The organism is Endozoicomonas sp. G2_2 (assembly GCF_017744135.1).
Taxonomy (GTDB): Bacteria; Pseudomonadota; Gammaproteobacteria; order Nevskiales; family Salinisphaeraceae; genus Salinisphaera.
This window is the reverse complement of record NZ_JAGHQU010000007.1, coordinates 25,959-49,694: the sequence shown is the minus strand read 5'-3', so window position 1 is coordinate 49,694 and position 23,736 is coordinate 25,959. Positions and strand designations below refer to the sequence as shown.

The 23,736-nt window shown below is 64.2% G+C and carries 23 protein-coding genes; 12 read left to right on the top strand and 11 right to left on the bottom strand.

From position 1 onward, the window contains the following. Position 1: 1 nt before the first annotated feature. The 4 genes from J7355_RS09925 to J7355_RS09910 all read right to left on the bottom strand — a co-directional run bounded on the left by J7355_RS09925 (position 2) and on the right by J7355_RS09910 (position 3,587). A complete protein-coding gene (locus tag J7355_RS09925) occupies positions 2-763 on the bottom strand; it encodes an amino acid ABC transporter ATP-binding protein (RefSeq protein ID WP_280637599.1) in 762 nt (253 codons plus the stop codon). A 2-nt stretch (positions 764-765) separates the two neighbouring features. Beyond that, the gene (locus tag J7355_RS09920; protein ID WP_209062188.1) at positions 766-1,590 is read right to left on the bottom strand and encodes an amino acid ABC transporter permease; all 825 of its coding nucleotides are present in this window, start codon (positions 1,588-1,590) and stop codon (positions 766-768) included. Between the two features lie 9 nt (positions 1,591-1,599). Next, complete coding sequence (locus J7355_RS09915) at positions 1,600-2,430, bottom strand: ABC transporter substrate-binding protein (protein WP_209062186.1); 831 nt, start codon at positions 2,428-2,430, stop codon at positions 1,600-1,602. Positions 2,431-2,546: 116 nt separating this feature from the next. Then, the gene (locus J7355_RS09910) at positions 2,547-3,587 is read right to left on the bottom strand and encodes an AraC family transcriptional regulator (RefSeq protein WP_209062184.1); all 1,041 of its coding nucleotides are present in this window, start codon (positions 3,585-3,587) and stop codon (positions 2,547-2,549) included. Positions 3,588-3,765: 178 nt separating this feature from the next. Here J7355_RS09910 and J7355_RS09905 point away from each other — a divergent pair, with 178 nt between their 5' ends. Beyond that, positions 3,766-5,757 carry an alkyl sulfatase dimerization domain-containing protein gene (locus J7355_RS09905; RefSeq protein WP_209062182.1) on the top strand — a complete coding sequence of 664 codons (1,992 nt, stop codon included), beginning with the start codon at positions 3,766-3,768 and terminating at the stop codon, positions 5,755-5,757. Positions 5,758-5,853: 96 nt separating this feature from the next. Here the strand turns inward: J7355_RS09905 and J7355_RS09900 are convergent, their stop codons facing one another. Then, the gene (locus tag J7355_RS09900; RefSeq protein ID WP_209062180.1) at positions 5,854-6,960 is read right to left on the bottom strand and encodes a DUF1615 domain-containing protein; all 1,107 of its coding nucleotides are present in this window, start codon (positions 6,958-6,960) and stop codon (positions 5,854-5,856) included. 73 nt (positions 6,961-7,033) lie between these two features. Here J7355_RS09900 and J7355_RS09895 point away from each other — a divergent pair, with 73 nt between their 5' ends. Further along, on the top strand, positions 7,034-7,384 hold the full coding sequence (locus J7355_RS09895) for a TraR/DksA C4-type zinc finger protein (protein ID WP_209062178.1): 351 nt from the start codon (positions 7,034-7,036) through the stop codon (positions 7,382-7,384). Between the two features lie 7 nt (positions 7,385-7,391). On the opposite strand, the gene J7355_RS09890 is transcribed toward J7355_RS09895, so the two are convergent. Next, complete coding sequence (locus tag J7355_RS09890) at positions 7,392-8,357, bottom strand: LysR family transcriptional regulator (RefSeq protein ID WP_209062176.1); 966 nt, start codon at positions 8,355-8,357, stop codon at positions 7,392-7,394. Positions 8,358-8,600: 243 nt separating this feature from the next. Here J7355_RS09890 and J7355_RS09885 point away from each other — a divergent pair, with 243 nt between their 5' ends. The 6 genes from J7355_RS09885 (at position 8,601) to J7355_RS09860 (ending at position 13,277) form a co-directional block, all read left to right on the top strand. Continuing rightward, positions 8,601-9,821 (top strand): Zn-dependent hydrolase, encoded by a 1,221-nt coding sequence (locus J7355_RS09885; RefSeq protein ID WP_209062174.1) that lies wholly within the window; start codon positions 8,601-8,603, stop codon positions 9,819-9,821. A gap of 56 nt (positions 9,822-9,877) precedes the next feature. Then, positions 9,878-10,030 (top strand): hypothetical protein, encoded by a 153-nt coding sequence (locus J7355_RS09880; protein WP_209062172.1) that lies wholly within the window; start codon positions 9,878-9,880, stop codon positions 10,028-10,030. A gap of 37 nt (positions 10,031-10,067) precedes the next feature. Further along, the gene (locus tag J7355_RS09875; protein WP_209062170.1) at positions 10,068-11,666 is read left to right on the top strand and encodes a sodium:solute symporter family protein; all 1,599 of its coding nucleotides are present in this window, start codon (positions 10,068-10,070) and stop codon (positions 11,664-11,666) included. Positions 11,667-12,101: 435 nt separating this feature from the next. Beyond that, on the top strand, positions 12,102-12,761 hold the full coding sequence (locus J7355_RS09870; RefSeq protein WP_209062168.1) for a DUF480 domain-containing protein: 660 nt from the start codon (positions 12,102-12,104) through the stop codon (positions 12,759-12,761). A gap of 85 nt (positions 12,762-12,846) precedes the next feature. Further along, on the top strand, positions 12,847-13,083 hold the full coding sequence (locus J7355_RS09865; protein ID WP_209062166.1) for a hypothetical protein: 237 nt from the start codon (positions 12,847-12,849) through the stop codon (positions 13,081-13,083). Beyond that, the gene (locus tag J7355_RS09860; RefSeq protein WP_209062164.1) at positions 13,080-13,277 is read left to right on the top strand and encodes a DUF2283 domain-containing protein; all 198 of its coding nucleotides are present in this window, start codon (positions 13,080-13,082) and stop codon (positions 13,275-13,277) included. Before J7355_RS09865 ends, J7355_RS09860 begins: the two co-directional genes overlap by 4 nt. A gap of 824 nt (positions 13,278-14,101) precedes the next feature. Here J7355_RS09860 and J7355_RS09855 read toward each other — a convergent pair. Next, complete coding sequence (locus tag J7355_RS09855; RefSeq protein WP_209062162.1) at positions 14,102-14,944, bottom strand: FRG domain-containing protein; 843 nt, start codon at positions 14,942-14,944, stop codon at positions 14,102-14,104. Between the two features lie 321 nt (positions 14,945-15,265). Between J7355_RS09855 and msrB the strand changes: the two genes are divergently transcribed. Beyond that, on the top strand, positions 15,266-15,712 hold the full coding sequence (msrB, locus tag J7355_RS09850) for a peptide-methionine (R)-S-oxide reductase MsrB (protein WP_209062160.1): 447 nt from the start codon (positions 15,266-15,268) through the stop codon (positions 15,710-15,712). Then, positions 15,712-16,221, top strand: coding sequence for a peptide-methionine (S)-S-oxide reductase MsrA (gene msrA, locus J7355_RS09845; RefSeq protein WP_209062158.1), 510 nt, complete (start codon positions 15,712-15,714; stop codon positions 16,219-16,221). Before msrB ends, msrA begins: the two co-directional genes overlap by 1 nt. Positions 16,222-16,323: 102 nt before the next feature. Here the strand turns inward: msrA and J7355_RS09840 are convergent, their stop codons facing one another. The 4 genes from J7355_RS09840 to dctP all read right to left on the bottom strand — a co-directional run bounded on the left by J7355_RS09840 (position 16,324) and on the right by dctP (position 20,613). Continuing rightward, positions 16,324-17,526 (bottom strand): PQQ-dependent sugar dehydrogenase, encoded by a 1,203-nt coding sequence (locus J7355_RS09840; protein WP_209062156.1) that lies wholly within the window; start codon positions 17,524-17,526, stop codon positions 16,324-16,326. A gap of 113 nt (positions 17,527-17,639) precedes the next feature. Continuing rightward, the gene (locus J7355_RS09835) at positions 17,640-18,950 is read right to left on the bottom strand and encodes a TRAP transporter large permease subunit (protein WP_209062154.1); all 1,311 of its coding nucleotides are present in this window, start codon (positions 18,948-18,950) and stop codon (positions 17,640-17,642) included. Then, a complete protein-coding gene (locus J7355_RS09830; protein ID WP_209062151.1) occupies positions 18,947-19,489 on the bottom strand; it encodes a TRAP transporter small permease subunit in 543 nt (180 codons plus the stop codon). The genes J7355_RS09835 and J7355_RS09830 overlap by 4 nt, the downstream gene beginning before the upstream one ends. A gap of 74 nt (positions 19,490-19,563) precedes the next feature. After that, entirely contained in the window at positions 19,564-20,613 is a 1,050-nt protein-coding gene (dctP, locus tag J7355_RS09825; protein ID WP_209062149.1) for a TRAP transporter substrate-binding protein DctP, read from the bottom strand. Between the two features lie 449 nt (positions 20,614-21,062). On the opposite strand from dctP, the gene J7355_RS09820 reads away from it, so the two are divergent. Both J7355_RS09820 and J7355_RS09815 read left to right on the top strand, forming a co-directional pair. Continuing rightward, positions 21,063-23,042, top strand: a complete 1,980-nt coding sequence (locus J7355_RS09820) for a hypothetical protein (protein ID WP_209062147.1) — start codon at positions 21,063-21,065, stop codon at positions 23,040-23,042. Between the two features lie 14 nt (positions 23,043-23,056). Beyond that, positions 23,057-23,689, top strand: coding sequence for a pseudouridine synthase (locus tag J7355_RS09815; RefSeq protein ID WP_209062145.1), 633 nt, complete (start codon positions 23,057-23,059; stop codon positions 23,687-23,689). Positions 23,690-23,736: the final 47 nt, after the last annotated feature.

The following is a 23,736-nucleotide window of genomic DNA, read 5'->3' as shown; positions in this document are numbered from 1 at the left end:
ATCAATCCTCGCTCTCGGCCGGCTTTAGCACGCGCTTGAGAAAATCGCGGGTACGCGGCTCGCGCGGGTCAGAGAGCAGCTGTGACGGCTTGCCCTGTTCGACGATACCGCCGCCGTCCATGAACACCACGCGGTCGGCCACTTCACGCGCAAAAGCGATCTCGTGGGTGACCACGATCATGGTCATGCCTTCGCCCGCGAGCCGGCGCATGACGGCGAGCACCTCGCCGACCAGCTCGGGATCCAGCGCGGAGGTCGGCTCGTCGAATAGCATGAGATCGGGGCCCATGGACAACGCCCGCGCAATCGCCACACGTTGCTGCTGGCCGCCGGACAGGCGACCCGGATAGGCGTCCATCTTCTCGGCCAGACCTACGCGTTCGAGATTGCCCCGCGCGATACGCTCGGCCTCGGGGCGTTTCTTCTTGAGCACCGTCATCAACGCCAGCACGCAGTTGTCGAGCGCGCTGTGGTGCGGGAACAGATTGAACTGCTGGAACACCATGCCGATATGCCGACGCGCGGCGTCGATATCGCAGTCGGGATCGGTCAGATCCTCACCGTTGACCACGACGGTGCCGCCCTGCGGCTGTTCGAGCAGGTTGATACAGCGCAGCAGCGTGGACTTGCCCGAGCCGGACGGCCCGATCACGCACACCACTTCGCCGCGCGCGACGCTGAAGTCGATATCGCGCAGCACGTGATTGGCGCCGAAGTACTTGTTCAGGCCGCGTATTTCGACCAGTGCATCGCTGGCGGCCATGTTCAGCGCCCTTTGGAAGCCGAGGCTTCCATACGCCGCACGATGATCGACAGCGGCAGCGTGATGATCAGATACCCCAGCCCCGCGACCACCAGCGGTGTGATATTGACGTTGCTGTTCGCCGCCGCACGGCCGAACTTGGTGAGATCGAAATTGGCCGCCGACAGGCCGACGATGAACACCAGCGAGGAATCCTTGATGAGCATGATCAGCTCGTTGGTCAGCGGCGGAATCATGATGCGAAAGGCCTGCGGCAGCGTGACCTGCCACATCGCCTGCCCCGAGGTCATGCCCAGCGAACGCGCGGCCTCGATCTGGCCCCTGGGCACGGCCTGAATACCGGCGCGGATGGTCTCGGCCATATAGGCACTGCCGACGATGCCGAGTGCAGCCCAGACCGTACCGTAGGGCGGCCACGGCATCGCCAGGCCCGGAAAGGCCAGCGGCAATAGCGAAAACGCCATAAACACTACCAGCGCCGGCAGGCCGCGAAAGAACTCGATATAGATCGTGGCCAGCCAGCGATAGGGCGCGACGTCGGACAGCCGCATCAACGCCAGCAGCGTGCCCGCCACCAGCCCGATGACGAAGCCACCCGCGGTATAGACGAGCGTGTTCCAGAGCGCGCGCCAGAGCCCGTGCGCAACGGTGTCGCGCATCAGCCCCGGGTCGAAGAACGTGCGCCCGACCTGGGACCAGTCGGCGAACAGCACCGCCGCGCCGATCACCGCGATCAGCACCGCATACTGCACCGCGCGGATGCGCTGGGCGCGGCGCCGCGGGCTCAGTCGCCGCCGCGGCGCCGCGCCATTGTCAGGCGAACTCATGCGTTGCGATTACTCGTTGACGTCGCCCGGCACCTGGCCGAACCACTTCTTGAAGATCTCGTCGTAGGTGCCGTCTTCCTTGGCCTGGGCGATCAGCTTGTTGAGACGGTCGATCATCTTCTGCGCGTTCTCATCGTCCTTCTTGGCCAGAAAGCCGTAGTTCTCTCCGGTGTCGAACTCGGCGGCGATCTCGGTATCCGGATTGTCGGCAGCGTACTGGTAGAGCGGGCCATTGTCGTTGATCGCGGCATCGATCTTGCCGGCACTCACGGCCGTGGTTTCCAGCGAGAGATCGTCGAACACCACCGTGGTGTAGCCGTATTCCTCGGCGTGCTTGTCGGCATAGATCGCGCCCGTGGTGTCGGTCTGCACGCCCACGCGCTTGCCGTCGAGATCCTCCAGGCCTTCATAACCGCTGTCCTTTTTCACCAGCAGCGCCTGGGTGGCGTTGAAATAAGGCTCGGAGAACAGCACCGCTTCCTGGCGTTTCGGGGTGATGGTCGCGCCGCCCATGGCCAGATCGCACTTGCCGGCCGCGAGTACCGCACCCGAAGTGATCTGGTTCCAGTCGGTGCTGATCACGTTGGTTTCCACGCCGAGGTCATCGCCCAGCAACTTGACCAGATCGACATCGAAACCGACGACTTCCCCGCTGGAATCGGTGAACTGGAACGGCTTGTACGGCAGATGCGTGCATACGGTCAGCGCGTCCGCATCGACCAGCTCGATGCCGTCGACGGTGCCGCCCTCGTCCTGACTGCAGGCAGACAGCGCCAGCGTCAATACGGCGGCGCACAGCAGAACGGCAATTCGGCCCGGATGGGCAAATAGTGATTTCACGATGTCGTCTCTCCCAATGGATCGCTCGGTTTCCCCTGCAATGAGTCTGCCACATGGGCGCGGCGGCCCGGCAATGCGACGTTCGCACGGCAGGATTCGTGCGACGGGCACGGCAATCATCGTCGGGGCGGCCTTTCGGGCGCACTCGCGCCGGCGCGGGCCAACAGACCGTGGCGATGCGCACGCGGTGTCTGGCCGAACCAGCGCCGGCAGGCGCGATTGAATGCGCTCTGCTCGGTATAGCCCAGCAGTGCCGCGACCTGGCTGAGCGGCAGGTCGCCTTCGGCGAGATAGCGCGTCGCCCGGTCTGCGCGCACGGCATCGAGCACGGCCGAGAAACTCGTGCCCTCGGCGACCAGGCGCCGCTGCAGGGTCCGCCGGTTGAGGTTGAGATACTCGGCGGCAAGGTCGATGCCTGCCCCGCCGGTCGGCAGCAGGCGACGACAGATCTCGCGTACCCGCATCGACACCGGCCGTTCGCGCGCGCCACCGGTCTGTTCCATGAAGGCGATCGCCATCGAACGGATATGCCGGTTCGAGCGCTGCAGCGAGGCCCGCATGGTGGCGGCGTCGATATCCAGCCCGCAGACCGGCTGCTCGAAATGCAGTTCGGTCACGCCGAACACCTCGCGATAGACACCCAGCGGCGACAGCCGGCTGTCGCCGAACAGCACGCGGCGCGGCGGCGGCACGTCCCCGCCCAGCTCGACCGTGCGCTTGAGAAACACCAGCGCCCGCTCGTTGGCCTGACGGGTATAGGGCACGTTTTCGAGCAGGATCTGAAAACGCAGCTTCACGCAGGCGCCATCGCGATGAACGGTCATGCGCTGACCGGGATTGAACACGTGCAGATACTTAGCCGCCTGCTCGAAGGCCTCGGCCACGGTACGGGCATGGCGAATCACCACCGCCAGCGGCCCGAGGATCTCCATGCCCTGCGCGTGCGCGAGACGCATGCCGAAATCCGGGCGCGCCAGCCGCTCGGCGCAGTGTTCCAGCAGCGCGATCAACGCACGGTAGGCCAGAAACGCATCCTGCTGGGTTTCGATGTCGGTCGGGATGCCACAGGCGGCCAGCAGCTGCCCCGGTTCACCACCGAGCTCCTGTACGAGCGCCCCGAAACCGTCGAGCGCGCTGTTTCGGACTAGGCTCGTCATGCACCGCCCCCGCGATTGCGTGTCACCAAAAGTTAAAATATTGGCGCGAACTGTCAATACGCGCCGTGTTGCCGGCGCGACCATGACGTTGATCGGCGAACAGAAAGCATGACCGGCACAAGGCCTGCCGCCACATGCGCAACGCCACGCCACAACCCGTCACCTCGGAGGAGAACCCATGCATCATTCCACCCGCGCGTCGGCGCTGGTCCCTGCCCTGGCCCCGGCTCTAGCGATCACGCTGGCCGTGATCGGCATCGGCGGTCATGTCACCAGCGCGCTGGCCCAGAACGCGACGGCCACACCGGCCACGCCGTCGACGCAGCAGGCCAATGCGGCCATCGCCGCGCAGCTGCCGCTCGACGACCGCGGCGATTTCGAGGCCGCCGAACGGGGCCTGATCGCCCGCGACGACAATTTGGTCATCAAGGAAGACAATGGCGCGACGGTCTGGGACATGCCGGCCTACGACTTCATCGAAGGCCAGGCCCCGGATACCGTGAACCCGAGCCTCTGGCGTCAGGCGAAGCTCAACAACAAGCACGGGCTCTACAAGGTCACCGACCGCATCTATCAGCTGCGTGGCTACGACCTGTCGAACATGTCGCTCATCGAAGGCGATACCGGCTGGATCGTGGTCGACCCGCTGATCACCGCCGAAACCGCCGGCGCGGCCTGGCAGATGGCCAAGGAACACATCGTCGGCGACAAACCCATCGTCGCCGTCATCTTCACCCACAGCCATGTCGATCATTTTGGCGGCATCGAAGGCGTGGTCAGCGCCGAGCAGGCAAAGAAGAACGGCGTGCGCATCATCGCCCCGAAAGGCTTCATGGAAGAATCGACGAGCGAGAACCTGCTCGCCGGGCCGGCGATGGGCCGGCGCGCGACCTACATGTTCGGCGGCGCGCTCGAGCGCAGCCCGCGCGGGCATGTCGGTTCCGGTCTCGGCAAGGCACCGGCCCAGGGGCATTTCAGCATTCTCGCGCCCACCGACGAGATCGACCACACCGGCCAGACGCTCACCGTCGACGGTCTCGAATTCGAATTCCAGTACACGCCGGAGTCCGAGGCACCGGCAGAACTCACCTTCTACCTGCCGCGGCTCAAGGCCTTCTGCGGCGCGGAGCTGGTCAGCCGCAACCTGCATAACCTGTATACGCTGCGCGGCGCCAAGGTGCGGGACGCGCTCAAGTGGAGCGGCTATATCGACGAGGCGCTGCAGATGTACGGCGATCGCGCCGAGGTGGTGTTCAACAGCCACCACTGGCCGATCTGGGGCCACAACGAGATCGTCGACTATCTCAAGACCCAGCGCGACACCTACAAGTACATCCACGACCAGACCCTGCGCATGGCCAATGCCGGCATGACCCCGCGCGAGATCGCCGAGCAGATCACCCTGCCCGATTCACTGGCCCAGTCGTTCCACAACCGCGGCTACTACGGCACGGTGAGCCACGATTCCAAGGCCGTGTACCAGTGGTACTTCGGCTGGTTCGACGGCAACCCGGCGAACCTGAACCCGCTGCCGCCGGCCGAGTCCGCAAAGAAATACGTCGCCTTCATGGGCGGCGCGGATGCGGTGGTCGACAAGGCCCGGACGTCGTTCGACGCCGGCGAATACCGCTGGACCGCCGAGGTGCTCAATCACGTCGTCTTCGCCGAACCGGACAACACGCGCGCCAAGCAACTGCTGGCCCGCACCTACGACCAACTCGGCTACCGCGCGGAGTCGGGCCCGTGGCGGGATTTCTATCTCACTGGCGCTAAGGAACTGCGTGAAGGCGCGCAGGGCACATCGCTGGATCTGCGCAAGGGCATCGGCCTGCTACGCCAGGTGCCCATCGCGCGATTCTTCGACGCCATGGCCGCCCGCCTGAACGGCCCCGAAGCCGCGAAGCACGATCTGACGATCAATTTCGACTTTTCCGACCTCGGCGAGAACCACGTGCTGCAGATCGAGAACGGCGTGCTGCACCACTGGCAACGACCGGCCGCGGACGACGCGAACGCCACGGTGCATCTGACCCACCCTGCGCTGCTCGCGCTGATCGGCGGCCAGCTCTCGCCCAAACAGCTGAAGGTCGACGGTGACCGTGCCAGCCTCGGTCGTTTCTTCTCGCTGCTGGAAGCGCCGGACCGCGGGTTCGCGATCGTAACGCCCTAGCCATCACGCCGGTGTCGCCGTACCCGGTCGCGGTACGGCGATACTGGCAAACGCAGCAAAAACCCGGGCCGGCCGCACCCACGACTGGCCCGTTTTTCATCGCCCGCCCGATCGCGCCATACAGTCTTCCCAGCGCGACTGCACCCGCTTCGCGAACCAGGCGGTGGTCAGATCGCGGGTGATCTTTGGGCTTTCCAGCTTGATACCGGGCAGGATCTGGCGGGGCACACGCGCGCCGGCTTCGGCGTCGGCCAGGGCATACAGCCGGCGATAGAGTTTGGTGTCGGGAAAATCCGGCGTGCTGCCTTCGGTGAGATCGCGGCGGATGGGGCCTTCGCCCATACCGAGGCGCTCGCGCAATGATTTGGTGGCCCGCTCCGTCTGGCTGATCGAGAACGCGCCATAGGCGATCAGGTCCCCGTCCAACGCCAGATCGGTACCGCTGAGTTCGCTGACCGCGCGCTGGAAAGCCGCATTGCGGCTGGCATACCAGCCGGCGTTGAAATCGCCGAAGCGATACAGCGGGCTGGGATAATCGACCTCGTAGCCGAGCAGATGGCCGATGCCGAAATACAGCCCGCCACGCCGGCTGAAAACCTCGGCGCGCACCGATTCGGCGTCGTCGTAGGGATAGTTCTCGGCGTGGTCTTCGGCAAAGGCAATCGACACCTGCATCGGCCCGCCGGTATGCACCGGGTTGAGCCCGCCGAACAACGATCGGCCAAGCGGCACCTTACCGATGAAATCGTCGAACAGTTCGCTGAGCTCGCGCTCGGTACGCACCGTATCCAGCCGCGCGTCGTAGCTCTGGCCGTTGGATGACTTCAGCGACAGCGCCTTGTCCAGCAGAAAGCCCGGAATATGCGCGGCGGCCGCGCGCCGCTCAATCTCTTCGCGGGCGATGCGTGCCAGGCCGTGCACTGCCGGATCCGCCCGGTAGGTGGATTCCTGTTCGATCACCGCGAGCGTGGCGCAGAGATTGGCGCTCGTGGCCTCGATATTCTGGGCAGCGAACGCCGTTTCGATATCCGCCGCCCAGCCGGCACGGTCGTTCACGCTGGCGGGCATGAGGGCGATGAGTTCGGCGCGCACATCGGCGGCCGGGCGGCGTGGTGTTTCGGGCGTACGCAACGATGCGCAGCCGGCCAGGCCCAATAAGGCAACGACGGCAAGCGCCCGGATCAGGCGATGAGAATGCAGCATGGGCGCGACTCTGCACGAGCCGCGCGGCCCACGCGAGCTTTGAAACACGGACCACTTGCGCCAAGCTCGAGCCATGGCCGATTCCATGCCCACTGCCGAACATCTGACCGAGCGCCTCGACGCCCTGGAAACCGAAACGCGGGCCTATCTCGCGGATAGCGAAAACGCCGACGAGGCCGTGGAACTGGACCAGACCCGCCAGGGTCGGCTGTCGCGCATGGATGCCCTACAGGCCCAGGCCATGAGCCGCGCGGCCCGCAACCGCGCCCACCAGACGCTGCAACGCATTGCCGCCACGCGCAAACGCCTCGACAGCGCGGATTTCGGCCTGTGTATCGACTGCGACGAGCCGATCGCGCCCGCGCGCCTGCTGCACGACCCGACCACCCTGCGCTGTCTGGACTGCGCCGCGGCGCGCGAATAGCCGCACTTCAACCGGCGTCGAAAGCCGCCAGCAGCTCGTCGCGAAACACCGCTTCGGCGCTACGCAGCGGCCGCTCGCTGTTCCAGAGCAGATGGATATCCACGTCGGCGAGGCCCTCTTCCGGCGGCAGCTTGCGCAGCAGCCCGGTTTCGGTCTCGCGGCGAAACGCGTCTTCCGGCAAAAAGCCGATGCCGTAGCCGCACAGGATCAGGCGGCAGACCTCTTCGAGGTTCGACGACGACGCCGCCAACCGCCCCTGGAAGCCGTGGTTCTCGCGAAACAGCGTCAGCGGCGAGAGCGTGTCGCCGAGATGGTCGCCGGTGAAGGTCACCAGATCCTCCTGCAGCAGCGTATCGATATCGATATGCCGCGCCGCGTAGAGCCGATGGGACTGGCCACAGAACAGCGCGTAGCGCTGCGGAATGATCAGACGGCGCTCGATCTGCGGCGTGGGCACCCGGCACAGGCCGATGCCGAACGAGGCGGTGTTCTGGCGCAGCGCCAAGAGTAGATCGTGACCCCGCATCACCTCGATCTCGAGTTCCACGCGCGGATGGCGGCGATGAAAATCCACGAGAAACCGGTTGTAACGCGCCGAATGCACGCGGCTCACGCTGAGCAGTTTCACCCGCCCGACGACCTGTTCATCTGCACCGCGCGCCGGCATCTCCAGGCTGGAGACGTCCACGAATACGCTGCGCGCGATGCGATAGACCTCCTCGCCGGCGGCGGTGAGCGCGATACGCGGCCCGCGCCGCTTGATCAGCGTATAGCCGAGCTGGCCCTGCAAGCGCTTGATCGCCTGACTCACCGCCGGCTGGGTCACGAACAGCCGGGCCGCGGCGCGGCTCAGGTGCAGCTCTTCTGCCACCACGAGATAGGTGCGGATGAGGTTCCAGTCCAGACGCGCGGCCAGCGCGCGCTGGCCATGGCCGAGCGCGCTGCCCGGGGTTTCGTGGGTCGGTTCGTCCATCGTCTTGCCTGGTCGGCTTTTCGAATTATTAGCACGAGTGATGATCAGAATAATATCGCGTGCTTTGACTAATTAATGGTTTCTGCCGCTAGATGAAACACGGGCCGCGCTCGACGCCGAGGGCACGAGACGCTCGCGACGGCCCGTCGCGCCACGCCGCGCCGCGATCCGGGGGATCGCCACAACCGATAACGCACCACCACCGCCGCCTGTGCCGGCGCGTGCCAGATCACGGGACTCTCGATGCTCGAAACCGACGGCCGACGACTGTGGGACAGCCTGATGGCCATGGCCGCAATCGGCGCGACCGCCAACGGCGGCAGCAGCCGGCTGGCCCTGAGCGGCGAAGACGCAGCCGCGCGCGCACTGTTCGTGGAATGGGCCGAAGCCGCAGGCCTCACGATTGCGCGCGATGCCATCGGCAACCTGTTCGCCCGCCGCGCCGGCCGCGAGGATCGCGCGCCGGTCATACTGGGCAGCCATCTCGACACCCAGCCCAAGGGCGGGCGTTTCGACGGCGTGCTCGGCGTACTCGCGGCGCTGGAAGCCGTGCGCACGCTCAACGACCAGAACATCGACACCCTGGCCCCGCTGGAAATCGCGAACTGGACCAACGAGGAAGGTGCGCGCTTCACACCGGCCATGCTCGGCTCTGCCGTGTTCACCGGGGCGATGCCGCTGGACGACGGCCTGGCGCGAACCGACGCCGACGACATTTCCGTCGCCGACAGCCTAGCCGCGATCGACCAGGCCGGCGACACGCCCCTCGCCCGCGAGCTCGATGCCTATTTCGAGCTGCATATCGAACAGGGCCCGGTGCTCGAGGACAACGGACACACCGTGGGGGTGGTCACCGGCGGGCAGGCGATCCGCTGGCTGGACGTGCAGATCAGCGGGTCGGCCGCGCATGCCGGCACCACGCCCATGCCGGCACGCCGCGACGGCATGTTCGCCGCGGCCGAATTCGTGCGCGTGCTCGAGTACCGCGTGAGCGAAACGCCCGGGCTGCTGGCCACGGTGGGCGAAATGCACGTGCCCAACGGTTCACGCAACACCATCGCCGGCGATCTGCATTTCACCCTCGACCTGCGCCACCCGCAGGATGCCGTCGTGGATACCGCAATCGACGATCTGCGCGACCTGTTCGACGGCATCGCCCGCCGCCGCGGCGTCGAGTATTCGCTGTCCGTGCACTGGCGCAGCCCGGCCCTGCCCTTCAACCACGACTGCGTGGCCCGGGTTCGCAAGGCCGCCGCAGCACTCGAATGCGACTGGCAGGACATCATCAGCGGCGCCGGCCACGATGCCTTCAATTTGGCACGGCACTGCCCCACGGCGATGATCTTCATTCCCTGCGCCGACGGGCTGAGCCATCACGAGGCCGAATCGATCGAACCCGAGCACGCGAAGATCGGCGCCGACGTGCTGCTCAACGCCGTGCTCGCGCGCGCCGGCCGCGCCTGAGCCCACTGCCCAATCGCCCGCCACGACGCGCCGGCGACGAAACACTGGAGATCCCGATGGATTTCAACCCCTACGTTCTGATGCTGTTCGGCAATGCCCTGCTCACCACGGTGATCTGCTGTGTGGTCGTGGGCGTGATCCTGCTGCGCGAATACCGCCCCACCATCACGCGCCTCAAGCGCGAGCGCGACGCCCACAAGCGCGGCTGAGGCCGCAGCGCATCGTCATCGAACACGAGGCCCCACCATGAACATCACGCTCGTCATCTTCGTCACCGTGCTGGCCGCTTATGTGCTGGTGGCCGCCGGCCTGACCCGCTTCATCAAGAACCGCGACGATTTCTACGTGATGGGCGAACAGGGCTCGACGCTGCTGCTCACCGGCACGCTGGCCGCGACCTTTCTGAGCGCGGTCACGCTCATGGGCATCGCCGGCATCTCCTACAGCGAAGGCCCGCTGGTGATCGGCGCGCTGGGCTCGTTCGGCGCGTGGCTGGGCACGCTCATCGCCGTGGTCTGGATCGGGCGCAAGATGAAGGCCATGGAATGCCGAACGATGATGGATTTCTTCGATCGGCGCTTCAATAACAAGTGGGTGAGCGTGGTCGCGCTCATTCTCATGGTGATCGGCCTGCTCGGCTACGGCATCATCCAGCTGATCGGCGCGGGGCTCGTGCTCGCCGAGATCATCGACGTGCCCTTTCCGGCGATCATCATCGCCTTCACCTTCGCGCTGATGATCTTCTGCAGCCTGTCGGGCATGTATGGCGTGGTCTACACCGACACCATGATGTTCTTCACCATGCTGGCGATCGCGTTCGTGATCTCGCCCATGCTCATCGGCCAGGCAGGCATGGAGAACCTGCGCGGCTTGAGCGATACGTTGCCCGGCTACTGGACGCTGGCCGGCGCCGACGATCGCGCGCTGAGCTGGTCGATCTCGCAGTTTCTGGTGTGGATTCTGTTCTTTGCCTGCACGCCGGCGCTGGTGTCGCGCGTGTTCCCGGCCAAGAACGATTTCGTGATCCTCAAGGTCGCCATCATCGGCGTGTTCTTCGCCCCGGCCATGCAGCTGATGGTGTATCTCGCCGCGGGCGCGATGCAGGTGATCCAGCCGGGTATCGAGCCGGCCGACCGCGCCATGATCGTCGGCTTCATGGACCACACCAACCCGGTACTCGCCGGCGTGGGCCTGGCCGGTCTCATGGCCTCGATCATGTCCACGGCGTCCACGCTGTTCGTGCTCACGGGTTTTGCCCTGGCCCGCGATCTCTACGAAAAGCTGTTCGAGAAGAAGCTGAGCGAACAACGCAGCGTGCTCGCCGGCCGCATTTCGCAGGTTATCGTGTCGATCATCGTCTGCGTGATCGCCATCGCCCGGCCGGCCGGCATCTACTGGATCTCCATCTACGCCGGTTCGATCTTCGCGGTCGCCTGGCTGCCCACGATTGTCGCCGCCATGCAGTGGCGGCGCACCAACGCCGCGGCCGTGCTGTCCTGCATGCTGGTCGGCTCGATCAGCTTCATCCTGCTGGGTGAACTCGAACGCCACGCGCTGATTGCCTACCCCGCCGGCATCGACAACCTGATGATGGCCTTCGCGCTGGGTACGATCACGCTGGTCGTGATGTGCGTCGTGCGCAACCCGAGCGGCTACGAGATCGAGCGCTTCGAGGAAATGCAGGGCCAGCGCATGGCCGAGATCACCATCGGGCGTTTCCTCGATGCCGATTCCTCCGGCGCCACGCTGATCCGCGAATACCGCCGCGTGTGGCTCGCGCTGTTCGTCATGCTCGCCGTCGCCGGCGGGCTATGGGGCTATTTCTTCGTCCAGCTCGGCCTCTGACGCCAACGCGCCCGAGCGGCGCTAAGGCAACCCGCTTCGCCCGGCACCGTCCTGCGGTCCGGGCGTTTTCTTTTTAACGCGTGTGCCCATGGCCGTGCCCGACAGACGTTAGGGGCTGTTGCCGTTTCATGCGAGCGCCGCGTTGGCGTCCGCAAATCGTGTTCTGCAAGGCGCGAGTTGAAGGTCGTGGCGAGCCACGATCAAGACTCGCAACGCCGCAGAAGGCGATTTGCGGCCCAACCCTTCGGGACAAGGGCTGTTTTACGGCAATCCATCGTTCTAGCACGCTTGCGCAGAATGACTGCGCAGCGCGTACTACGCCTCGTGTTGCCGTAAAACAGCCCTTGGCGCGGACTCGTATGAAACGGCAACAGCCCCTAAACTCGAAGCCGCGCATCGCGCGCCGTTGTCGATTTCCACGTCTGCGAGAGACCCATGCTGCCCCAGCTCACCGCCACCGAAGCCCGCGTCATCGGCTGCCTAATGGAGAAATCCGTCACCACGCCGGATCAATACCCGCTCACGCTCAACGCGCTCACCAACGCGGCCAACCAGAAATCCGCCCGCGAGCCCGTGATGGCGCTCAAGCCCGCCGAAGTGCAGCACGCCGCCCGCGCCCTGCGCGATCGCAGCCTCGTGCACGTCGAGGAGAACTTCAAGAACGGCGTGGAGAAGTACAAGCAGCGCCTGTGCAACACCACCTACAACGACCTGCAGCTGAGCCGCGCCCAATACGCCGTGCTCACGCTATTGCTGCTGCGCGGCCCGCAGACGCCCGGCGAACTGCGTGCCCGCAGCGGGCGCTTGCATACCTTCGAGGATAACGCCGCCGTAACCGCTGCGGTCGCGGAACTGATGGGCGACGACGACAGCGCCCTGCTCGTGCAGCTGCCGCGTACGCCCGGGCGCAAGGAAGCCGAGTTGATGCATCAGCTTTGTGGGCCGGTGGATATGGCGGCGCATGCCGAGAAGGCGGCGGCCGGGCGTGGCGATGGGGGTGCTTCGCGGGGGCGGATTGCTGAGTTGGAGGCGCGGGTGAGAGAGTTGGAGGTAGAAAACGCTCAGCTGCGAGACCGGCTCGGCGGACCGCGCTAAATTTCTCGGCAACCGTATCGCGCGTTATCGCGTGGGCCACTTGAATCCCGGGCTGGCGGCGTTTGCTGACGTGAACTAGACGGCGATGAAAGTAACGAAGTACTTTGAAGCGACGCGCTCACGGCCTGATCGAGCGCAGATACGCGACAAATGGATTCAGAGGGTCGTCGAATCGCCTGAACGCGAAGTCGTGCAGCAAGATGGGCGTATTCGACGGTGGGCACCAGTTCCGGAGGCGAACAATCGCTATCTGCGCGTGATCCTGCTTCCCGATCGCGAAACGGTTCACAACGCGTTCTTCGACCGCGGGTACAAGCCATGAAAGTACAGTATTTCGAGGACACCGATACGCTCTACATCGAATTCCGGACTGGCGATATCGCGGAGTCGAAGGATCTCGACGAGAACACTATTCTCGATGTCGATGCTGCCGGGAATGTTTGCGCCATTACGTTCGAACATGCGAGCAAGCGGACCGATATCGATCGGGTACAGCTTGAAGGGATCGCGGCCTGAGAGTTACTGCTTAAAACTCGGCGGTTTTAGGTCGCGAGTATTTGGTCCACCTACGAGTTCTTCGGACCTTTTGTTTCGCACTGCTGTGCGACTCACTTTCTTTTGCTTGTCCAAAAGAAAGTAAGCAAAGGAAAAAGACACCCGAACACAGCGCCGACGCTTCGCGCCGGTGCACTCCGATGCTCGCGGCGAAGGGATGCGGCAAAAACTCGCATCGCTTTGGCGATGCTCAAACACCTTGCCGCACCGGCGCAGTGCGCCGGAAACCCTTCACCGCTGCGCGTCTCCGTCGCCGCGCAACGGGGCCCAAATACAGACGCCCGGCCAACTACCGAAACCAAAGCCCCTACCGAACCAGAACGCACCCACCGACTCCGTTCTCGTCGAATTAGGCGCACGCCTAATTCGGCACAAAAAGCGCGACCTTGAGCGAGCGACAGCGAGCTTGCCTGTATTGGGTCCCTTGGGCGCAGCGCCGAGCAGTGGAGGCCGCAAGCGGATAAGACAGCCGGATGTCTGAGTCGCGCGCAGCGCGGCGAGTTTCCGGCTGGCCCGCTTGCGGCCGGAGCCGCGCAGGGCATCGGCGCAAAGCGCCGACGCAAGACAGGGTGTCTTTTGTTTTGGTGACTTTTATTTGGACAAGCAAATAAAAGACACTCGCGCAGCAGCGCGAAACCCCAAGTCGACTTCGGCTGCATGGTTGATTCGAAACTGGCCAACCAAAGCCTCTTATTCGTGCCTGCCCCCTTTAGGACTCCGATGCAATATCTGGACTGACGCGATTACAACCCTAGAGAGTTGATTAAACCTCGAAGCGCAAGATGTCATGAGGAATTTGCCGCATTACGTATCGCGTCAAAGGCTAAGGTTTCAAATAGTGACTCTTCGTTGCCAAAAAGTGTATAGGCATTGATGTTCATTTGATTAAGGCGTTGCATTGCCTGGTTTGTTACATCGCTCGGGCAAACGAACCGCGTAATAATTTCATCGTACGGTTCGGATTGCTGTAGGAATTCATCGTGTCCTGCGAACCACATATTTTGCCCATGCCCGCGTAAACAAACGGTATACCGCGCTTGTTGCATAAAATGACGTTTATGGGAGGCGACACTCGGCTTTAGTGTTTCAATTCTCGAATTCTTTCCAAATGTATGAGGCTGAACACTACTCCTATCGTATTTCTCGCCGGTCGGACTTTCTTGAAAAGCGTATACGGATATCGGATAGCTCGGATTCGCATTAGCGAAAGCGAAATACATTGCTACATAAGGACTAGCGGTCGAATCCATTAAGGGCGAAGGAAACCCGTGATGCCTAGCATGAACCATTAGCGGATACGCGCGGAGCAGGCCTAGCTGTTCAGATAGAGGTTGATCTACCCTGACTTCTTTTTTGAACTCGTCTCGCTGAACCTCCCACCTTTCGCCCGTATACGCCTGCAATACAGGCTGAATTTTCTCGAGCGTAGAGAGATATTCGTCAAGCGAAAATTGTCGCCTCGTATAGCGCTCAAGCGTGGTAGATAACGGCCAAGCCGCATTACCCTGCCCTCGGAATAGAAGAGGTCCGGGCGCACCATAGTCTCTAGCTAAAGACTCCCGTTTCGCTTGCTGCTTCAACAATGCATTTTCTAGTTGCTCAAGATTTTGAACTCGTTCTTCGAACATCCCATCCCCAGAAAGCTTTGCAATAACTATGCGACCTTAGCTAGCGCGATGCACAGATTCCTGCGAGTACTGAGGCCCGTGCTAAGTGTAGCGATCAGAAGTGCAGAAATCCGTAGGTTGCGCGATTTCTCTCAGTTCCGACAGCGCCAGCTACGAGGCCAAACGCCGATAAATCTAAGGGACAGGCACAGTCATTGTTCGTGAGAGCCTCTATTGACTGCTCTTATCCACGCGCGGAACCCGGAGCGCAAGACACGCGCTTGATTTAGCGTCGCAAACCATCATTGTTCGACTTATTCGCAAACGAAACGAAGCGCGGTCATGCCGACCTACACCAAATCCCAAGAAGCCCTCTCTAACCTAGACCAAACCCAATACTGGGTAACCCAGGAAAGCGGCACGGAGCCGCCGGGCACCGGCGAATACCTGAACAATAAGGAACCGGGCATCTACGTGGACGTGGTGTCGGGCGAACCGCTGTTCGCGTCCAGCGACAAGTACGAATCCGGCTGCGGCTGGCCGAGCTTCACGAAACCGATCCAGCCCGCGTACGTAAACGAACTACGTGACGACTCGCACGGCATGACCCGTACCGAGGTGCGTTCGACGCACGGCGACAGCCATCTCGGGCATGTGTTTCCCGACGGCCCGGCCGATCGCGGCGGGCTGCGTTACTGCATCAACTCGGCGTCGCTGCGCTTCATCCCGAAAGACGAGATGGAAGCCGCGGGCTACGGCGAGTTCATCGATCAAGTGGAGGACATCTGATGGCGACCGAAAAGGCAATCCTTGCAGGCGGCTGTTTCTGGGGCATGCAGGACCTGATTCGCCGCTACGACGGCGTGGTTTCGACCCGCGTGGGCTATTCCGGTGGCGACGTGCCGAACGCCACCTATCGCAACCACGGCGATCACGCCGAGGCGATCGAGATCGTGTTCGACCCGGATACGATCAGCTACCGGGAACTGCTGGAGTTCTTCTTCCAGATCCACGATCCGACCACGAAGAACCGCCAGGGCAACGACGTGGGGCGCAGCTATCGCTCGGCGATCTACTACACGAACGACGCGCAGAAGGCCGTGGCCGAGGATACGATCGCGGACGTGGATGCCTCCGGCATCTGGCCCGGCAAGGTGGTGACCGAGGTCGAACCGGCCGGCGACTTCTGGGAGGCCGAGCCGGAACACCAGGATTATCTGGAGAAATTCCCGAGCGGCTATACCTGCCATTTCGTGCGCCGCGACTGGCAGCTGCCGCGCCGCAACGAAAGCGCCTGAACGAGAACGCCTGAAAAACGCGGCCGGCGCGGCGAATTGATCGCTGCGCCGGCCGCGATGCGTTGTGGGTGGGCGTCTGTCTGAACGCCCACGCCGCGACGCCTAGCCTTCGCGGGCCGCCGGCGTGAGCCGGATGAGCCGGGCTGCCATGCTGTCGTCGCTTGCGCCCTTCGCCTTGTCCTCGAGCACCCAGAGCGCGCCGTCCGGGCCCTGCTCGAGTTCGCGAATGCGTTCCCCCCAGCTGTAGCGGGCGACTTCCTTGCTATCGTCGCCGTCGAGCGTGACGCGTACGATGGCCTTGGCGACCAGGCCGCCGATGAAGCCATCGCCCTGCCAGCCCTCGAACAGATCGCCGTTATAGATCACGAAGCCCGCCGGGCCGATCGACGGCACCCAGGCGACTTCAGGCGCGTTGAATTCGTCGCGGGTGGCGTGATCCGGAATGGCAACGCCGCTGTAGTTGTCGCCTTCGGAGACAACGGGCCAGCCGTAGTTGTCGCCGGCTTCGATCCTGTTGAGTTCGTCGCCGTGGGCCGGACCCATTTCATGCGTCCAGAGCGCGCCGTCGGCATCGAAGGCGATGCCGAGCATGTTGCGGTGGCCGATGCTGTAGAACTCGCGGGCAAGTTCGCCCTCGCGGGTGAAGGGGTTGTCCGGCGGCACGCTGCCGTCGGCTTCCAGGCGAATGATCTTGCCCAGGTTGGTGTCCATGGCCTGTGCGGGCGTCTGTTTCTGGCGCTCGCCGGAGGTGATGAACAGATCGCCAGCGTGCGTCGCGTTGTCGGGCGCGAAGGCCAGGCGGTGCGAGAAATGCCCGCGGCCGGCGCGGTAGGGCTGTTGGCGCCATAGCCGCGTGATGTCTTCCAGCGCCGGCTTGCCGTCGTTCATGGCCAGCCGCGCGCGCACGACCGTGGCCCCGCGGGTGGCGCCGTCGTCCAGCGATTCGACATAGGACAGGTAGATATGCCGGTTCTCGGCGAAATCCGGGTCGAGAATGACATCACCCAGGCCGCCCTGGCCGCCGTAAGCCACATCGAACAGATTGCCGACCTCGGTCTTGGCCCCGTCGCGGTCGACATGCAGGAGCTGGCCGCGTTTCTCGGTGACCAGCATGGTGCCGTCGGGCAGAAAGGTCATGGCCCACGGATGGTTGAAACGCGCGACGGTTTCGGCGGTGAGCGCCGTGCCGTCGCTGGCCTGGACTTCGGGCCCATCGCCCGGTGCGGCGACAGCAGCGAGCGGCATGGCGAGCGCGGCCGCTAAAAGCGTGTGCGCAGGCCGCGTGGCGAAACGGTGACGAGTCATGGAATCCCCTTAACGTACGTACGGAACTCGAACATACGCCGGGCGGCCCGTTACCGATGATCGGCACGCTGCCCGCCGCAGCGGCGACGGGCAGCGCATCCAACGCGACGTGACTAGAACACGTAGCCCGGCAGCCAGGTGGCGATCTGCGGGAAGATCATGATGATCGCCAGCCCCACGATGCCCACGAGCACGTAGGGCAGCACCGAACGGTAGATATCCTGCATCGTGATCGAGGGCGGAACCACGCCCTTGAGATAGAACAGGTTGAAGCCGAACGGCGGCGTCATGTAGCCAATTTCCATGTTGATCACGAACAGGATGCCGAACCAGATCGGGTCGAAGCCGAGGCTTTCGACGATCGGCATGAACACCGGCAGCGTGATCAGCATGATGCCGACCGGGTCGAGCACCATGGCCATCAGGAACAGGATGATCTGCATGGCGATGATCGTGCCCCAGGGCCCGCCCGGAATCGCCTGCATCCAGCCTTCGATCATGGCCTGTGCGTCCATGCTCTGATACGCCGCGCTAAAGGCGTGAGCCGCGAACAGGATCCACATGATCATGCCGGTCAGCGAGAAGGTGCGCAGGCTGGCTTCCTTGATCAGCGTCCAGGAGAACTTGCGATACACGGCGGCCGAGATCAGCGCGCCGAGCACGCCCATGGCCGCGGCTTCCGTGGGCGTGGTCACGCCCAGCATGATGGAACCGAGCACCATCACCACGATCATGATCGGCAACAGCACGGCACCGAGGGCGCGGAATTTCTCCGGCCAGTCGCCCCGCTCTTCCGGCGGCAGCGCCGGCGCGAGATGCGGCTGGAAATAGCAGCGCACCAGCACGTAGATCGCCACCAGAACCACCAGCAGGATGCCCGGCAGGATGCCGGCCGCGAACATCTGACCCACCGACACGCCGGTGATCAGCGAGTAGAGGATCATAATGATGCTGGGCGGAATGAGAATGCCCAGCCCGCCGCCGATATTGATGGCGCCCAGCGCCATGTGCTTGTCGTAGCCGCGTTCGAGCATGGACGGCAGCGCGATCGTGCCCATAGCCACCACCGCCGCGCCGCTGATGCCGCACATGGCCGCGAATACGGCACAGATGAACACCGTGCCGATCGCCAGGCCGCCACGGGTGCCGCCCCACCACAGATACATCATGCGGTAGAGCGAATTGGCCACGCCGGTGCGCTCCAGGATCATGGCCATGAACACGAACAGCGGAATGGCGACGAGGGTGAAGCTCTCCATCGTGCCCCAGATCTGCGAGGCGACGAGGTAGAAGGAATCGATCCCCCAGGTGAAGTAGAGGAACACTACCGACACGCCGCCGAGCACGAACGTCAGCGGCAGGCCGAGGACGAGGAAGAACAGCAGCGCGCCGAAGAACAGCAGCGTCGTGAGTTCGATGCTCATGCCGCTTCTCCCTTGTCAGCCGCGGACCGGGGGGCGTCGATAGCACCCACGGCGATCGCGATGTCCTCGACCAGCTTGGCGATGCCCTGCAGCAGCAGCAGCGCGGCGGCCACCGGGATCGCGATCTTGAACGGCCATACCGGCGGATTCCACGCCGAGTAGGACGTCTCCATGCTGTCGACCGATTCCCAGGCGATGATGCCGCCGTAGTAGAGCAGCGTGATCGTGAACAGGAAGAACAGCGACGACGTGAGCACATCGAGCGTCGCGCGCACACGCGGCGCCAGCGAGCTGTAGAGCAGGTCCACGTTCACATGGCCGCGATGGGCCATGACATAGCCGCCGGACATGACCGCATAGAAGCCGAACACGAACTGGGTGAGTTCGGTCGTCCAGACGCGCGGCGCATCCAGCGCATAGCGGTAGATCACGCCGAGCAGCAGCACGGCGAACATGACGAAGATGAGCAATGCCACCGCCCGACCGATCCAGTCGTTGAGCCGGGTGATGCCATTGATGAAACCGTTGAGCAGGCGCATAGGCGACTCCCGCAGAAAAAGCCGCCCCGATGGCCGCGAGGGCCACCGGGGCGGTGGTCATGACGAGACGAGGTTCAGGCGTTTTCGTCGATATAGCCCAGCCGGGTCAGCATGGACTTGAGCTTGTCCAGCGCCTCGGCGGCCTTGTCGCTGCGCTCGCCCTGCTCGGCCCAGGATTTCTGTGCCACCTCGGTGAGCTGGTTCTGCACGTCTTCCGGCAGCGTCGTGATCTTGACGTCCTGCTCGGCCATGGCGTTGGCGAGTGCGAGCTGCTCCTTGTAGAGATACTCGTTGGTGCGCACCCAGAACTGCTCGTTGAGCGCGTCCTTGACCGTCTTGGCGTCTTCGGGCGAGAGCTTGTCGAGCGCCTTCTGGTTGATGATGAACACGTCCGTGCCCGCGATATTGAGCGCCGGCTTGACGTGGTACTCGGCCACCTCGTACAGGCTCATGCTGGCCGCGCCCTGCGCCGCGCCCCAGTGCGCGCCGTCGACCACGCCGCTGGACAGCGCCGTGTAGAGCTCGCCGCCCGGGATGTAGCTGGCGGAAGCACCGGCTTCGGTTAGGAAGGTCTGTAGCGCGCCGGAGGAACGGATCTTCAGACCCTCGAAGTCCTCCATGCTCTCGATCGGGCGATCGACGACCATTTCGGTCGGGTAGACCTTGTCGGTCGACCAGTAGACGCCTTCCTCGGCGGCTTCTTCACGCAGCATGTCCTCGAAGCCGAGGCCCTTGTGGAAGTACGCGACTTCCCACACGTTGCGGAAGGCGAACGGCAGACCCGATGCGATACCCGCGAGGCTCATCTGGTTCTGTGCGTAGGCCGGCGCGATGGTGCCCATCTGAATGGTGCCGCGCTTGACCGCGTCGAACGTCTGTTGCGCCTTGAACAGCGCGCCTGCCGGGTAGAGCTTGAGCTTCACGCGGCCATCGGTGCGCTCTTCGATGACGTTCTTGATGCGTACGAGGCTGTCCTCGTACGAGCTGCTGGAGCTGGGCCAGTGCGACTGCACGCGCCAGGTGGTGCTCTTCTGCGCCAGGGCGGTGCCCGGGGCAAGGAAGACGGTCAGGGCAAGCGCGGTGGCGCCGGCCAGCAGACCGCGTGTGAGAGTGGTCGAAGCCATCGGAATCTCCTCCGTTAATGTCGCTAAGCAGACGGCGCCCGCTTTTTTGCCCGCGTTGCGCGCCTGCCATCCGGCGAATCCGGATGCGAGGGATCATGCCTCAATTGAAATGCCGTTTCACGTCTAATTTTTCTGTGTTTTACAGGCAATTGCCCATGCTCTGCCGTATGGGCGATGAAAAACCGCAGCCGCAGCACGGTCCGCATCGCCCTGCCGCGACACACCGCGACAGCCGAACGTATCGCGCCGCAGACGGGTGCCTCTAACCGCGTCACGAGCGCGTCCACGGTCTTTCAGCCCCACCCTAGCGCATCGTCGCGGCGCATGCGCTGCCTGTGGCGCGCGCGGTTGTCATCACGAGGATTACGGCTGGTCTTCGACGCCGATAAGTGCGTCAATGCGGCCCAGACAGGCGGGGGCACCGCCCGGTTTTCGTCAACGGACCCGACATGACCCAACACACCGAAACCCTCGCCGCACTGGCCGCCCGCTTCGATGCCGGTCTGGCAAAGCTGGCGGCGATCGCGGACAAGAAGGCACGCAAGCCCGCCAAGATCGACGCGCTGGAATGCGCCGCCGCCATGCTTGCCCTGAACGGCGGCGCGCCGGCGCTGTATGCGCGCGTGGCCGAAATCGAGTCCGCGGGCGTGTTCGCGCACAGCGACTGGGGCCGGCCGAACATCCTGCAGCCGGCACTAGCCGTACGGTCGCTGCGCCAGGCCGATCGTGCGACTACCGCGATCGAGGCCTTGAGCGAACTGCGCCTGCTGGCCGTGGCCAAGGGCGAATACTTCCACCCCGGCATCACCGCCGAGCGCGCCCGCAATTTTCTTACCCAGGTGATGGCGCTGAATCTGGACCTGCTTGCCGGTTCGCTCAGCGAGGCGGACCGCGAACGCGAGCACGACCTCGGTCGCGCCGTGCAGGCGCTCTATCAGTACCAGCTCGCGCACATGGGCTACGAGAGCATTCTCGACAGCCTGGTGAACGAGGTGTGGCGCATCCTCGCCCAGCGCCCGATCCAGGTCGACGATGCGCGCCAGATGGTGATCCAGATCGCGACCTGTCTCTACGATCCGGAACTGGCCGCCGCGGCCGACAACGACGACGCCAAGCGGCTGGTCGAATCGCTGTTCGCGCCGGCGCCGGGCTGCGCGGAAGATCCGGGGCTTGCGGTCTATGCCGAACGGCTGGTCGAGATGGATCGCGACGAACTCAAGGCCGACGCCCACGGCTTCGCCGACGCCATGCACGACACCGGCCTGGTGTCGGTCTATCACGCCGTGTTTCTGCGTCACCTGCGCGCCATTCCCCAGGGCGGCGGCGATGCGCTGATTCCGGTCGCGCTGGGCCTGAGCCCCACCGGCCGCGACGCCCTTCTGTGCTACCGCGAGCTCATTCATACGCTGATCGACGAGGCGGTGTTCGTGGAGACCTGCCAGGCCATCTACGGCCTCGCGCTGTTGCTCGAACGCGGCGTGCTGTTCTCGACGCCGGTGGCGGCCGGCCTGTGGCGTCAGATCCGCCTGTCGCTGTCGGCCGAAACCGCCGCAAACCTGCGCGAAGTCTTTGGCGACGCCCAGCCGCCGCGGGTATTTCTGCTCGCGGGTGTGCTCGGTCTGCTCGGCCAGCCGCTGGGCGTTGGCCAGGGCAACAACCCGACCTGCCAGTCCGTGATCGGCCTGTCGATGTGGGCCGACAACGACCCGGACTACCTGCTCCAACTCGTGGCCTGGGCCGCGCGTGACGACGAGGTGCTCACCCGCTTCGAGGGCGAGCGCGTCTCTTCCAAGGGCCTGGAAGCGGGACTGGCCAAGGAGCGTCCGCTCGACGTGGACCCGGTCTCGCTCGTGCTCGTGCCGCATCTGGACCGAATCTATATCGAGATGGGCCGGCTGTGCGGCGAGCGCGACGACGACCTGCACCGCTGGATCAACCCCGAATTCTACGGCTGGTGGGTCGGCCAGGGCTTTCGCGTGATCGCAGATCCCGAATCGGGCGAGATCGACGACTACGCCGGTTTCGTGCGGCATTTCTATGCCTGCTATCACCCCTACTACAACGACAACATGCCGGTGATCCATTCCCAGCCGGCCGGTATCGCCGTGACGGACAGCGCCGCGCGCTATGTGGGCCGGCATGCGATCAGCATCCTGCGGGTCGGGCTCGACCCCGACAACGAGATGCGCGTGTATTTCTACAACCCCAACAACGACAGCGGCCAGGACTGGGGCCAGGGCATCGTCACCGCCACCGAAGGCCACGGCGAGATTCCCGGCGAGGCATCGCTGCCGATCGCCGAATTCGCATCGCGGCTGTTCGTGTTCCACTACGACCCGCTCGAACGCGGCAACGCCGACTGCGTACCGGACGACGAGATCGCGCGCATCATCGAGCTGGGCCGGTCGAGTTGGGCGAAGGACTGGTAGCCTGCGCGGTTCATATGAGCCGACGGCCACCGAAAAAATGCCCGCCACGGCGCCCGAAACCCCGCCGCAAGCCCGCGGCGAGACCCGAGACGCCGCGGCTGCTCGCCTTCAACAAGCCCTTTCGCGTGCTCACCCAGTTCACCGATGCGGACCAGCGCGCGACGCTGGCCGGCTATATCGACGTGCCGGGCGTCTACCCCGCCGGCCGGCTCGACCGCGATAGCGAGGGGTTGCTGCTGCTGACCAACGACGGCCGCCTGCAGTCGTGGATCACCGACCCGAAGCACAAGATGCCCAAGACCTACTGGGCGCAGGTGGACGGCGAGGCGAGCGCCGAGCAGATCGACGCCCTGCGCGCGGGCCCCACGCTCAAGGACGGCCCTACCCAGCCGGCGGATGTCGAGATCATCACCGAGCCCGATCTCTGGCCGCGCCACCCACCGGTGCGTTATCGCAAGAACGTGCCGACCACGTGGCTCGAGATCACCATCCGCGAAGGGCGTAACCGCCAGGTAAGGCGCATGACCGCGGCGGTCGATTTGCCGACGCTGCGCCTGGTTCGAATGCGTATCGGCGACTGGACGCTGGGCTCGCTCGCCAGCGGCGAATGGCGGTCGCTGGCACTACCGGCGGGTTGCAAGCGCTGACTTGATTACGCCTGCCGATACCGGACAGCCGCCGGTATTGCTGCAGG

Excerpts from the sequence above, each read along its gene's own strand:
- msrB (WP_209062160.1), top strand. The coding sequence starts at position 15,266 with ATGCCGACCTACACCAAATCCCAAGAAGCCCTCTCTAACCTAGACCAA.
- J7355_RS09910 (WP_209062184.1), bottom strand. The coding sequence starts at position 3,587 with ATGACGAGCCTAGTCCGAAACAGCGCGCTCGACGGTTTCGGGGCGCTC.
- J7355_RS09860 (WP_209062164.1), top strand. The coding sequence starts at position 13,080 with ATGAAAGTACAGTATTTCGAGGACACCGATACGCTCTACATCGAATTC.
- J7355_RS09900 (WP_209062180.1), bottom strand. The coding sequence starts at position 6,960 with ATGCTGCATTCTCATCGCCTGATCCGGGCGCTTGCCGTCGTTGCCTTA.
- J7355_RS09865 (WP_209062166.1), top strand. The coding sequence starts at position 12,847 with ATGAAAGTAACGAAGTACTTTGAAGCGACGCGCTCACGGCCTGATCGA.
- J7355_RS09820 (WP_209062147.1), top strand. The coding sequence starts at position 21,063 with ATGACCCAACACACCGAAACCCTCGCCGCACTGGCCGCCCGCTTCGAT.
- J7355_RS09875 (WP_209062170.1), top strand. The coding sequence starts at position 10,068 with ATGAACATCACGCTCGTCATCTTCGTCACCGTGCTGGCCGCTTATGTG.
- J7355_RS09905 (WP_209062182.1), top strand. The coding sequence starts at position 3,766 with ATGCATCATTCCACCCGCGCGTCGGCGCTGGTCCCTGCCCTGGCCCCG.
- J7355_RS09830 (WP_209062151.1), bottom strand. The coding sequence starts at position 19,489 with ATGCGCCTGCTCAACGGTTTCATCAATGGCATCACCCGGCTCAACGAC.
- J7355_RS09890 (WP_209062176.1), bottom strand. The coding sequence starts at position 8,357 with ATGGACGAACCGACCCACGAAACCCCGGGCAGCGCGCTCGGCCATGGC.
- msrA (WP_209062158.1), top strand. The coding sequence starts at position 15,712 with ATGGCGACCGAAAAGGCAATCCTTGCAGGCGGCTGTTTCTGGGGCATG.
- J7355_RS09815 (WP_209062145.1), top strand. The coding sequence starts at position 23,057 with ATGAGCCGACGGCCACCGAAAAAATGCCCGCCACGGCGCCCGAAACCC.
- J7355_RS09885 (WP_209062174.1), top strand. The coding sequence starts at position 8,601 with ATGCTCGAAACCGACGGCCGACGACTGTGGGACAGCCTGATGGCCATG.
- J7355_RS09880 (WP_209062172.1), top strand. The coding sequence starts at position 9,878 with ATGGATTTCAACCCCTACGTTCTGATGCTGTTCGGCAATGCCCTGCTC.
- J7355_RS09920 (WP_209062188.1), bottom strand. The coding sequence starts at position 1,590 with ATGAGTTCGCCTGACAATGGCGCGGCGCCGCGGCGGCGACTGAGCCCG.
- J7355_RS09870 (WP_209062168.1), top strand. The coding sequence starts at position 12,102 with ATGCTGCCCCAGCTCACCGCCACCGAAGCCCGCGTCATCGGCTGCCTA.
- J7355_RS09840 (WP_209062156.1), bottom strand. The coding sequence starts at position 17,526 with ATGACTCGTCACCGTTTCGCCACGCGGCCTGCGCACACGCTTTTAGCG.
- J7355_RS09925 (WP_280637599.1), bottom strand. The coding sequence starts at position 763 with ATGGCCGCCAGCGATGCACTGGTCGAAATACGCGGCCTGAACAAGTAC.
- J7355_RS09835 (WP_209062154.1), bottom strand. The coding sequence starts at position 18,950 with ATGAGCATCGAACTCACGACGCTGCTGTTCTTCGGCGCGCTGCTGTTC.
- J7355_RS09855 (WP_209062162.1), bottom strand. The coding sequence starts at position 14,944 with ATGTTCGAAGAACGAGTTCAAAATCTTGAGCAACTAGAAAATGCATTG.
- dctP (WP_209062149.1), bottom strand. The coding sequence starts at position 20,613 with ATGGCTTCGACCACTCTCACACGCGGTCTGCTGGCCGGCGCCACCGCG.
- J7355_RS09895 (WP_209062178.1), top strand. The coding sequence starts at position 7,034 with ATGGCCGATTCCATGCCCACTGCCGAACATCTGACCGAGCGCCTCGAC.